9 protein-coding genes are annotated in these 11,198 nt (G+C 57.9%); 2 read left to right on the plus strand and 7 right to left on the minus strand.

The window, feature by feature from the left end:
- Positions 1-29: 29 nt before the first annotated feature.
- The 6 genes from ACQK2G_RS05655 to ACQK2G_RS05680 form a co-directional block, all read right to left on the minus strand.
- Positions 30-911 carry an MBL fold metallo-hydrolase gene (locus tag ACQK2G_RS05655; protein ID WP_425404052.1) on the minus strand — a complete coding sequence of 294 codons (882 nt, stop codon included), beginning with the start codon at positions 909-911 and terminating at the stop codon, positions 30-32.
- Positions 908-2,308 (minus strand): MmgE/PrpD family protein, encoded by a 1,401-nt coding sequence (locus tag ACQK2G_RS05660; protein WP_425404053.1) that lies wholly within the window; start codon positions 2,306-2,308, stop codon positions 908-910. Before ACQK2G_RS05660 ends, ACQK2G_RS05655 begins: the two co-directional genes overlap by 4 nt.
- Before the next feature lie 142 nt (positions 2,309-2,450).
- Entirely contained in the window at positions 2,451-3,170 is a 720-nt protein-coding gene (locus ACQK2G_RS05665; RefSeq protein ID WP_425404054.1) for a hypothetical protein, read from the minus strand.
- 559 nt (positions 3,171-3,729) lie between these two features.
- Entirely contained in the window at positions 3,730-3,981 is a 252-nt protein-coding gene (locus ACQK2G_RS05670) for a response regulator transcription factor (RefSeq protein ID WP_425407615.1), read from the minus strand.
- 559 nt (positions 3,982-4,540) lie between these two features.
- Positions 4,541-4,855 carry a PilZ domain-containing protein gene (locus ACQK2G_RS05675; protein WP_425404055.1) on the minus strand — a complete coding sequence of 105 codons (315 nt, stop codon included), beginning with the start codon at positions 4,853-4,855 and terminating at the stop codon, positions 4,541-4,543.
- 45 nt (positions 4,856-4,900) lie between these two features.
- Positions 4,901-7,120 (minus strand): CHASE2 domain-containing protein, encoded by a 2,220-nt coding sequence (locus ACQK2G_RS05680; RefSeq protein WP_425404056.1) that lies wholly within the window; start codon positions 7,118-7,120, stop codon positions 4,901-4,903.
- Between the two features lie 189 nt (positions 7,121-7,309).
- Between ACQK2G_RS05680 and ACQK2G_RS05685 the strand changes: the two genes are divergently transcribed.
- Entirely contained in the window at positions 7,310-8,452 is a 1,143-nt protein-coding gene (locus tag ACQK2G_RS05685) for a PLP-dependent aminotransferase family protein (RefSeq protein ID WP_425404057.1), read from the plus strand.
- Between the two features lie 7 nt (positions 8,453-8,459).
- On the opposite strand, the gene ACQK2G_RS05690 is transcribed toward ACQK2G_RS05685, so the two are convergent.
- Positions 8,460-9,500, minus strand: coding sequence for a TIGR03032 family protein (locus ACQK2G_RS05690; protein ID WP_425404058.1), 1,041 nt, complete (start codon positions 9,498-9,500; stop codon positions 8,460-8,462).
- 280 nt (positions 9,501-9,780) lie between these two features.
- On the opposite strand from ACQK2G_RS05690, the gene ACQK2G_RS05695 reads away from it, so the two are divergent.
- On the plus strand, positions 9,781-10,974 hold the full coding sequence (locus ACQK2G_RS05695; RefSeq protein ID WP_425404059.1) for a TolC family protein: 1,194 nt from the start codon (positions 9,781-9,783) through the stop codon (positions 10,972-10,974).
- Positions 10,975-11,198 lie beyond the last annotated feature (224 nt).

The raw sequence follows: 11,198 nt of genomic DNA on the forward strand, positions 1-11,198 counted from the left end.
CTTCCGGTCCCGGCTGATCCAGGCGCGCGTCAATCCGTGCTGAGGGCGAAGCCATGGCCGTTCGGCAACGCGTTGAGCGCGCCGAAGGTGGGGGCCGGGAAGTGCGCCGGAAAAACCAGATTGCCGGTATCGGCATGTTTTTCCATCAGCCGGCGGCGGGAGGCCCGCGCCATCGCCTGGTCCGTGTCCGCAAGGCAGGTCAATTGCGGTTCCGTCAGTTGAATGCGGTGATGGATGACGTCGCCGCACATCACGCCCGCCTTGCCCCGTGAGGAGACGTTCATCACGACCTGACCCGGTGTGTGGCCGAGGCAGGGTTCCAGCCAGATGCCGTTATCGATTTCATGGTCCAGGTCGACCAGAACCGCGCGCTCGGCGCGGACCAGGGGCTCGACGCTGTCCTGGAAGGCGCCGCGATGCGGGTTGCCGGGATCGGTCGCGTAATGCTTGTCCCAGTAGTCGTATTCGCGCTTGGACATGATGTATTTCGCGTTCGGGAAGGTCGGCACCCATTCGCCGTTCAGCAATTGCGTGTTCCAGCCGACATGGTCCCAATGCAGATGGGTGCAGAGCACGAAGTCGATATCCTCCGGCCGGCAACCGGCCGCCGCCAATGTGTCGAGATAGCCGGTATTCAGGTTCGAGAAGGAAGGGCGGTGCGGCCGGGACTTGCCGTTCCCGCAACAGGCGTCGACCAGGATGTTGTAGCGTTCGGTGCGGACCAGATAACTATGGAAGCTGAGGATGACCTCGCCCTCGGGCGACAGGTTGCCGGGCGGCAGGTCCCGGCGGGCGGCGGCGAACATTTCGTCGGTCAGGTCCGGAAAGAATTTTTGCGCATGCAGCAGCGGCCCCGCGGTCTCGTGCACGCAGTGAACGGAAATCGATCCGATATCGGCATGTTCCATCATTCTTCTCCTTGCTTGTCGGCCAGCAGGTCCAGCAGCGGTTTGGCGGGGGCGTCGTCGTCCAATGCACGGACGAGTGAAATGATGCGGCGGGTCCGCTCTTGGTCGAAACGGCCCGATACGTTGTCGGCGAATTTCGCTTCGATCTCCGCCGGTGTCAGCGGGTCCTGCGGATCGCCCTTGGGGAAGTCGCGGCTGGCGGTGAAGCGCTGCCCGTCCGTCGTGGTGATCGTCACCCGGGCAGGGAACTTGTCGGGGTAGAGGGCGTTCAGATCGGCATCGGCCACGACCTCGGTCCGTGCGAGCAGGTCCTGAACATCCGTACGTCCCACGCGTTCGGGTGTGAATTGGGCCTGCCCGACCTGCCGGTCCAGCGCGGCCACGGCGCAGCAATAGGGAACGCTGACCCGCGCGCCCATCGACGTCGTGACGTCCTTGGCCGAGAAATGCGTTTTCACCGTATTGTAGGTTTCGTTGGTGATGGCGGCGATGCGGTCGGGGGAGAGGTCGTGTTCCGTCACGATGGCCAGCGTCGCCTGTATCGGCGAATGGCTGGCCAGGATAGAGGGAAAGAATTTGAAGCCGTTCTGCAGTATTTCCCATTCTCGACCCAGCCCCCGGACCAGGGCGTCGGGCTTCGGCTCGGTCGAAAAGGCGGCGAGATAGCCCTTCTCATGTTCCAGCATGGTCGGCGGGGCGGTGCCGCCGACGGCGGCGAGGCGGGCGGAGAGTATGCCGTTGAAGGCGGCCTTTCCGGGATGCAGGCTCTTCGTCATATCGCCGGAGGTGAAGAAGGTGTTGAGCCCCGCCGCCTGGGTACCCGCGAAGCCGAGCGCCATCCGGCTCGCCTCCGCATCCAGACCCATGGCCTTTGCCGCCGCGGCGGCGGCCCCGAAGGTGCCGTTGGTAGCCGTCGAATGCCAGTATCGATAATGGCTCGGCATCACGCTCATGCCGACCCGCACGGCGACCTCATACCCCGCAACGACCGCGGTGATGACGTCCCGGCCGGAAAGGCCCCGTTCCGCCGCCAGGGCGAGGACGGGCGGCACCACGACCGACCCGGTATGCAGCAGGGCGCGTTTATGCGTGTCGTCGAAATCGGCGGCATTGACCAGGGCCCCGTTGGCCAGGGCGGTCAGGGCCGCGTCGGAAAACTGCCCTGGCGATCCCCAGATGGCGGACGCGCCGGACGAATGGAAGGTTGCCACGACGCGGGACAGGATCCGGGCTTTTTCAGGATCGTCCCGCCAGGCGCCGATGGCGCAACCGACCGCATCCAGAATGAAATCCGTCGCCTGGCGCACCACAGGGGCGGGCAGATCCTCAAAGCGCAACCCGGCGACGAACGCGCCCAGCGCTGCGGTCGGCCCTTCCGGCGTAACTCTGCCGTCATTCATATCAAAAGCCCGTCCCACCCGGTTCACGCACTAAACAAGTCTGACGCGGAGTATATACGGGGAGCCGCCGGCACATACCGAGCCGTATCGAAAAACACCGTGCAGCCAAGGCTGAAGATCGCGCGCCGGGCGTTCGGAGGGTCTAACCGTTCTTGTCCATGACGGTCAGCCCAAGCTGGTCTGCCCAGTGCTTGATGAAACCGACCATGGCGTCCCGCGCGTCGGGATGCTCGAACGGCCGTTCGGTCCTGGCTATGCGTTTGTCGAACTCCCGGGCCATGTCCCGGATGGTCTGGACACGAAGGTCGATTTCGCGGGCGGGCCGTTCCTCCCTGGCGGCCGGCTCGGCGCAGGGGACGGGCTTCGCCGTTCCGGTACGGGCTGCTTCGGTAATGACCTCGAAGTCCAGGACCGCTTCCTTCAGGTCCTGGTAATAGTCCTTACCGAACTCGATGCGGAAGTCCTGGGGCAGGATGTCCTTGGCGACCTTCACCGCGGTGACGATGTCGTTGCGGGTTGAGGACCGGCTCACAAGGCCCGCGTCTAGCAGGGCTTCGATCTTATCGACATCCAGCACCGCCAATTCCGACAGGGCGCGCCAGGATGACGGCAGTTCCGAAAATCGGGTCCCAATGGGACTCAATTTTTCATGAATCAGAATGTGGCGGTTGGCGCTCCGCTTACCGTAACCGGTCAGGTCGAAAACCTTGTCGCCCCAGCCGATCTGCTTGTCCGCATGAATGGCTTCCCTGTACTCGCCCCATCGCTTGCCGGTCTCGACGATCGACGCGACCGTGCGCCCATGGGCCGCGATGATATAGTCGGCCCACTGTTGCGGCCCCCAGTTATGACGCTCCGCCATGCCAGTCCTTTTTCTTCGACGCCAAGGATGGTGAAACCCCAGGCTGACATCGGGGCGAACTGGACGTTCAACCCGGAAACGCCCCCACATGCCTCTCCGTACGAGGCCATTCTAGACTGAGTTGTGCCTGAAATGTAGGGGGCTTGCCGGAGACCACCACGATGCATCGTATCATCCAGGGATGGTGGTGCTGCCGCAGAGATTTGAACTCTGGACCTCTCCCTTACCAAGTAAGTCGATGAATGGGCGGCGCCCGAGATTCGAACTTTTCAGGGATATGATCGGTAGTGACAAAAAACTTTGCTGAACAAAAAAACAGGCAACAATGGAGCGAGTCGTGGGGGGAGCGCAGCTTGGTAGCGGATTTGCTTTGGGAGCAGGCGACGATTTTTTTCTATCTGATTGTAGTAAAAAGACTTTTCGGAATTTTGCTGCTGAGTATGACGCGAAATCTGACATCGCTGCTGCTTAAACTCGAACTGATAGACCTAGGATCAATACTAAGTCTTCATTGTTCAACCATGGTCTGTTGGTTGTCCTTGAAGCTTTTCCTAGCTCCTTACGGGTATATCAATTGAAGCATGATCGCTTGCGCCATGGCTTGATCGCGTGTGGTGGCTCCTAGCTTCTTCCGAGCATTGCTGAGGTGCAGGGCGACTGTCACGTCGGCGAGGCCAAAGCGTTCTGCGATACGACCCGTTCTGAGACCCTTGGCGAGCCAACTCAGGCACTCCCTCTCCCGGTCGGTCAAGGAAACTCTGGTGCGCCTTTCCTCCAGAGTATGGTGCTGGATAGATGTGTGCGCCAACATTGAGGCCAAATGAACAACCGTGCCATTCTCATCTAGCCATTTTTCGAAGTCCGAGCGGTGCGCCGTGCTCAGAACACTGAAGCCTCTCAGTAGTAGTATTGTCCGTGGAAACCTGTATTGGGACAGCAACGCAGTTGAACAGGTGATGCTTGGCCTCGCCGTCAGGCAGAGAAACTGGTTGTCTGTCGGGTCGGAAAGCGGTGGTTCATAGCTTATACATTGTTGTCATTGGCGAGGCTGAACGGCATTGATCGACAAGTCTGGCTAGGCCATGTGCATGGCCGCAATGCAGGTCAAAAGAACATTCGTATCGGTGAGCTTCTGCCCCGGCGCTATTGCGTCGGGCGTGAGCGGAACCGAACTATTGTGGACACGTTAGCGCTGGCTGGCTACTCGCGCGGCTACATGCATGATATTGAATCCGACATTTCCCTGTTAGGAATTCTCGCAGAACATTGTTTTCGCGTTGATAGCTGGAATTACCAATTGGTGTAATCTTTCCAACACTGGGTAACTTGGGGCGGAGGACACAATCTGCAATCCGTCTAAGTGCTCGTCCTCATCTCCGGCATTTGCGGGCTGTGGCTCTCTCCCGCATCGCTGCGAATGTTTCCGATCGTAGTTGCTGGAAAGAGAAGCCGACTGATTGCTGTTTTCGCCACACGACTACCGCTTTAAACGCCGACCGTGGGAGTCCGAACAGTGATCCGATCCTACCTTCTACGACTTCTCCGGGCACGATATCCCTATGATACGCCTTGAGGCTAAAACCGCCGGCCGACCAATCGTGAAGGCGGTACTTCTTGCCTTCTAACTGGATCGGGATCGGATCGTTTTGGATCCGTTCTTCTTTTCTGTCGAACGTGTCAGCCATAATGTCTTCCAGTTCCTGGCAGGGAGTACCCAAGCTGCTGGTTGTTTAGCCAATCATCCTAATGCCTGCTTCGCCTTTGGAAAGACGGCGCAAGTGCAATGTCACAAGAGCGTCATCGGGATACTTGTCTTCTAAGTTTCGGAACGCCTCCATCGCGTCCGGATCTCCAGCCTTCATCTTCTCATACGCATGCAGGTATTCATCCAACCAGGCGGTCTCATCGTCCTCCGAACGCAACGGCTCGAAAACGGAAACGACTTGCTGCTTGCCCCTAAGAACAAGGTCCGCGATCGGACGCCACGAGAAACTTGAGCACAGGCTGACTGTATTGGACGCCACACACACCCTTGTCCCGGTCGCCTTGTTCGCCATTTCGAGGCGCGCCACGGTGTTGATGGCGTCTCCATGGGCGGTGTAGTCGAAAAGCCGGTTGCCGCCGAAATTTCCCACCACGACTTCGCCTGTATTCACACCTATCCTGGTTCGGCCCAAGAATAATCCGTATTCCTGGACCCGGGCGCGAAATTCCTGCGCGAAACGATCCATTGCAAGAGCGCATTCAACCGCCAGGTCCGCGTGTTTTTCCTGGGCGACAGGCGCGGAGAACATGACATGCAGCGCGTCGCCGACAACCTTGTCCACAGTACCGCCGTGGTCGAACACGATGCCGATCATCTCGTCCAGGTACTCGTTCAGGATCGGCATTATTATGCTTGGGTCATTGTCTTCAACCATTGCCGTGAACGACTCGAGGTCCGTGAACACGAACGAAACCTCGCGACGCTCTCCCCCCAGTGTCAACGTTCCTTCCCCGGCAACGATATGATCCACTAAGTTGGGCGAGACGTAGCTTGAGAATGCCTGGCGGACGAACCGTTGTTTCCTTTCGGTGATGAAATAACGGGAAGAGGCCGCTGCGGCATAGGAGATCAAAGCGAAGACGCTTGGCGAAAAAGGATCGATCAGAAACCTTTCGCCGACAAATGCATACCAAGCCGCCCCAATGCCGGTGAGCACGACTACGCCGCCGACGAGCGCCGAAGGCAAAGCGCCAAAAACCGATGCGGTGACGACGACGATCAATCCCGCGACGATCAGGAACAGAAGCTCAATTCCTTTCGACCATTCGGGCCGCTGTAGATAGCTCGTTGAAATGATCTGCTCCAGAGCTTGTGCATGCATTTGAACGCCCGGAACCACGTTGCCCAAGGGTTCGAAACGCATATCGAGCAGACCGGCCGCGGAGGTGCCGATCAGAACGATGTTGCCTTGAATGGCTTTGTCCGGGATTGGCTGCGCGTCGTCGAGGAGCCGCCAGATCGGGTAGGTGCGTTCCTGAACATGATGCGTGTAGTGAAGAAAAATTTCACCAAACTCGTTTGTTTTCAAATTGAAAGCGCCAATGCCGACATTCGTGATTCCGGGCCGGTGAAATGTTTTTCCGTTTGCGCCGGCGGTAACGGATTTTAGTATTAAGGGGGCCTTGCCTTGGGCGACACGTAGCGCTTCTGTCACCAAAGTCGGGTATAACTCGTCGCCGATCCGAAAGACGAGCGGCGCTTTGCGGATGACCCCATCCAACTCCGGGATGAAGTTGATCGCGCCGTTTCCCGCGGCGCCAACCTCAAGAACTTCCAGGGCCGGCACGGATGTCTTGAAATTGGTGATGTAGGGCTTTGGGTCGTCGCCGATGACGGCAAAACTGCGCTTGATCTGTGGGCGTCGCCCACCCGTGGTGTCGTTGGCCAGAACGAAACTCGTCACGACACGGCCACGCGCAATCGAGGACGCCAGCATCTCGTCGTAGTCGGGCAATTGCTCGGCGGTTACCGTCGTTTCCAAGTTTTCCTGAATCTCGGAAAAAAATTTGCGCGGAGAAGTCCGGTCGGCCTCGGAGAAAAGGACATCGAAAACGACTACAGCCACGCCTTTGTCGGTTAGGCGGTCTACGATTTCCGCTATCTTCTTTCTGTCCCAAGGCCATTGACCGAAGCGGGCAATGCTTTCTTCGTCGATATCCAGGATACGTACCGGGACTTGAGCGTATTTCCGCGGAGAAAGGCGTTGGTATTGATCGAAGAAAAGATTGCGGGACGCCTGAATGAAGGGAGGGTCGAAGTATTTGATGGCGCAGAGACAGGCAAGCACGGCCAATCCGATGAAAAGCGGCGGCAGTTTCTCTAAGGCGCTCTCGGAGAAAAATCGCATTAGCTTTGCCGTCGGTCCCGGGACCCTTATTCTTGTTCTGATCATAATGAGGCCCATGCAACCGGACCGTTAGGAATCCTGAAATTATAGAGTAATTTGTCCATGCTTCTAGTATCGCTTTCCTGGATGGACGGTGATTGAATTGAGTCCATTGACTCAAGTTGTAGCGAGAAGGCTTGCTATGCGGCATTGCTTGCGAAACGCGGTGCGTTTTTGAAAACCTCATGAAACGGGATGGATAGGACGATGGCCGAGCCGTTCGACCTGGTATCGGATATGCCGGAATCTGCTATGCCGGATTGTGAGTATTCGTTGGTCTGTGAAGCGGTCGACCCGGAATTGTTTCCGGCGCGCGAACTGCGCCACAGCGTGCAAAGCAGCATGGGGAAGAACTGGGTCAGGAACATCGCGGCAATCGACGAGATTCAGAGCGAGCCGGTATTGGTCGACCAGATCAGCAACCGCATTCTCCCAAAGCGGGGGCTTGTGGCATCGGCGGAAGAAGTCCTGATTGTTGGAAGCGCGCAGGCGGCGCTGTCGCTTTTGGTCCTGCTGCTTGATCCTGCGGAGCGGCGTTTCGCCGTCGAGGACCCCGGGCCGCCGGAAGCCAGGCACGTGTTGCGCGGGTTCGGGGCCACTGTCGTTCCTTGCCCCGTGGACGGCAACGGCCTGGTCGTTGACAGCATCGACGCCGATGTGGCTGTCGTATCTCCCTCCCATCAGGTGCCGACCGGTGTGCCCATGGCTCTAGCAAGAAGACAGAGCCTCTTGAACTGGGCCGATGAGAACAGCGGCTTCGTAATTGAATACGAGACGGGGTTCGAAAGAAATCTTGAGGGTCAATTGGACGTATCGCTGAAGGCGCTTGACCGTTCGAACCGTGTCGCGCTCGTTGGCTGCCTTTCGAGAACGCTAGGACCCGGGTTGTCCCTCGGCTACATCGTTGCCTCGAAAGAAATCGTCAAGCGTGCGGCAAGTCTTTCGCGTCGGCTATTTGGCGATCAACCCGGGTTGCATCAGCGCCTGCTCGGTCATTTTCTTAAACTCGGTTATTACGAGAAGTATTTGGATGATGTCGCGGATGTATATCGCACCCGCTGGAACGTGATGGATGCGGCGATTTCCCGGCACTTTCCCGATTGGAGTCCCTATTCAGGATTCGGCGCGACCTCCTTCTGGCTCGTAGATGACACCGGCACCATCGACGAGGGGTTCGCCACGGCGGCCCGCGGCGAGGGAGTTGCCGTTGAACCGGGATCACTGTTCTTCACGGATGGCGCGAGAGGGCGTAACGCGTTCCGAATAGGGTTTGCAGCCATTCAAAGCAAACGAATCGACGACGCCGTCGCGCGGCTTGCCTCGGTGGCGAAGGCGGCGCTCTCCCGCTGATTAAGCGTCACGCACTCGTTCCGATCGCGTAGGCGCGCTGCGCGATGTCGGAGAAAGGCGGCAAGAGTGTTGGGTCTGTGCAATTTTGAAGAACAAGCACATCGAACAATTCGGTAACGATTGTTTCGAAGCGGATCCAATGAGCAACTTTTCCCGCCGACATGTCGAGGATGTCGACGCCGCATCCGGCGCTCATCCCCCGCTCTTCCAAGCATTTTCCGATCGGCAGATTGTAGAACTCCCCGTTTCGGCGCTCCTTCGACAGTCCAACGAGGAGGTGATCGCCAATCCGGCTCAATCCGCGAGGGTATCCCCCGTGAATGAAAACAGGCTCGAACCGGCCGTCAACGACCCTGCCCAATGCGCCTGCACCGGAATTCAGCAGCCAGGCCTCGTTCCCGAACAGCCTAGGCGAATGGGGTTGTACAAGCCCGCCGACGGATCGATCCGGGTTGCGAATATCGATTAGCCAGCCGTCTTCCTCGATGTCCCGCCAGCCTTCCGGTTCGTTGGAATGTGCAAACCCCGTTGCCAGGCGCAGCTCTCCGTCTACGGCGCAGATACCGTTCAGATGACAGCGGTCGTCCGGGGCGATGTCGGAAATGAAATCCGGACGCCATATCGGAACGAAACTGTGCCGATGGTCCGTCGTAGCGATGCAGTTGAATAGTGTGTTGGCGAACATCGGCGTCTTGTTCGGTCCGATGGCGACGTCGTGACAATTGACCAAACCGGTCGTCAATGCGGCTTGCGGTATGAACTTCAGGGACGCGCCGTTCTCTGCGTTCGGCTCGATAAGCCTGTCGAACCGCCATAGCTGATGGGTCGTCGATGCCCAAAAGCCGCTGCGATCGGCCGCCATCCCCATGCATCGGCCGAATCCGACGGAATCCAGTTTAACGGTGCCGTCGGCGGCGGTGCCCACCGTGATAAGTTTTCCTGAATGATAGGTCGAGAGAACCAATGAGCATCTCGTTCCGGCGAGCCATTCGCCGAAGCCTGCCGAGAAACTCATCTTTGGATAGGCGCCGCAGTTCCTGTCAGGCATCGAGCATCAAATTTCGAATAGTCATCCAAGGGAGAATATCTTCTTCTACTTCCTTTTCTTGGTTGTGCTAGAAAAGGTTCAAAAATGTACTCTCGCTTGTTTCCGGCCGCAACCGCCGGTATAAGGAGTTGATGGGTCAATCTTCGTCGGGCGGGGGGGCGCTTTGCGACGCGTAACGCTAACATGTTCGGTTGGGGCGATATGCTTCGCAGTATTTCTGCTCCCGTCGGTTGTTTCAGCGGATGAGGGCCGGGAAACTCTCATCCGGCAGATACGCGAATTGCTCGAGAGCCACGATCGAATAGCGGTGGCACGCGAACAGTGGTCCGCCGCGCAGGAACGGGTGTCGGAAGCATACCGGGTTTATTACCCCAGCGTGGCCGCCCAGAGTTTCGTGGGCAAGGAACGCCGCATCAACCCAGACGCTGACGACACGCTTCTGAATGGGCGGGAAGTATCTCTTTCCTTGACGCAGCGGGTTTACGATTTTGGCGCGTCGGATTCGACTGTCGGTGTTGCCAAACTGAATGAGAAGCGTGCCAAGCTCGTAACGGCGAATACCGAGCAGCAGGTCCTGTTCGAAGGCCTCGCGGCAATAGTTAACCTTTCCAGGTCGATACAGGTTCGCGATTTTGCTAAAAGCTCCGTCGCAAACATCCTCCGACAGACCGAGCTTGAGGACGAAAGAGTTCGCAAGGGAGCCGGGCTGACGACAGACGTTCTGCAGGCGAAAACGCAGCTAATCGGTGCCGAAGCACGGCTCGTTTTGGCAGAAGCGGATATGGAGCGGGCGGTTAACCGCTATCGAACCGTCTTTGGATTTCCCCCTGAGTCCACGACCGGCATTGTCGAAGTCACGATGGATCCCAAAGTGTTGCCGATGACATTGGACGAAGCATTGTCCGTCGCGCGCGGCGAGAACACGGCCCTCGAGGTCGCATCGTTGGACAGGGAAATCAGTAAAGAGGTGCAGATCGGTACGGAGTCCAGCCTCTACTATCCGTCGCTCGATATCGTCGGAGAACAGATCTGGCGGAAAGATGTCGAAGGAATTGCCGGATACCGTGGTGAAAGCATCATACGGCTGCAGCTGTCCTATGAGTTCGATCTTGGATTAACCTTGCGGAATACAATCCGCGCAGCCTCAGCCGACTTCCGGGCGACACAGTCGGCCTATGGGGATGCATTGGATCTCACTGATGAGCAGGTAAGAAACGCTTGGTCCGACCTTCAGACCACGACCAGAAACAGTGTTCTGCTCGAAGAACAGGCGACTGTAGCCCAGGAGTTTCTTACTTTGGCTCGCCAGGAGCGCAAATCGGGTCAACGGTCGTTGATAGACGTGCTTGCCGGCGAGACGGCCCTGATTAACGCGCAAAGTGATGCGGTTTCCGCTAGAGCAAACGTTGTAATCGCAGAGTTGAACCTTCTTTTGTCAATGGGTGTTTTAAATATAGACGCCTTGCATCCTTGAATTGCATCACAATATCAGAAGAAAATAAACTTTAGAGAGTAGGGTGGGTATCGTGTAGGTCGACGATGCGGGAGCGTGGGTATGGATGGTGGTGGAGGACGTTCCGAGAACGGTCCAGGTAGGCTGGCGTCAACTGGCAGCGCAGCCGACCCCCCGACAGCGATCCAAATCGCCCAAGCCGCGGGGCAACAGCCGGTTGGATCCGTAGTGCAAACATCCGGCGA

This window comes from Hwanghaeella sp. (assembly GCF_965227365.1).
Taxonomy (GTDB): domain Bacteria; phylum Pseudomonadota; class Alphaproteobacteria; order UBA8366; family Aestuariispiraceae; genus Hwanghaeella.

What these genes read in the sequence shown, in the direction of transcription:
- ACQK2G_RS05655 (WP_425404052.1), bottom strand. Translation starts at nt 911, where the DNA reads ATGATGGAACATGCCGATATCGGATCGATTTCCGTTCACTGCGTGCAC.
- ACQK2G_RS05680 (WP_425404056.1), bottom strand. Translation starts at nt 7,120, where the DNA reads ATGGGCCTCATTATGATCAGAACAAGAATAAGGGTCCCGGGACCGACG.
- ACQK2G_RS05675 (WP_425404055.1), bottom strand. Translation starts at nt 4,855, where the DNA reads ATGGCTGACACGTTCGACAGAAAAGAAGAACGGATCCAAAACGATCCG.
- ACQK2G_RS05685 (WP_425404057.1), top strand. Translation starts at nt 7,310, where the DNA reads ATGGCCGAGCCGTTCGACCTGGTATCGGATATGCCGGAATCTGCTATG.
- ACQK2G_RS05665 (WP_425404054.1), bottom strand. Translation starts at nt 3,170, where the DNA reads ATGGCGGAGCGTCATAACTGGGGGCCGCAACAGTGGGCCGACTATATC.
- ACQK2G_RS05670 (WP_425407615.1), bottom strand. Translation starts at nt 3,981, where the DNA reads ATGTTGGCGCACACATCTATCCAGCACCATACTCTGGAGGAAAGGCGC.
- ACQK2G_RS05690 (WP_425404058.1), bottom strand. Translation starts at nt 9,500, where the DNA reads ATGCCTGACAGGAACTGCGGCGCCTATCCAAAGATGAGTTTCTCGGCA.
- ACQK2G_RS05660 (WP_425404053.1), bottom strand. Translation starts at nt 2,308, where the DNA reads ATGAATGACGGCAGAGTTACGCCGGAAGGGCCGACCGCAGCGCTGGGC.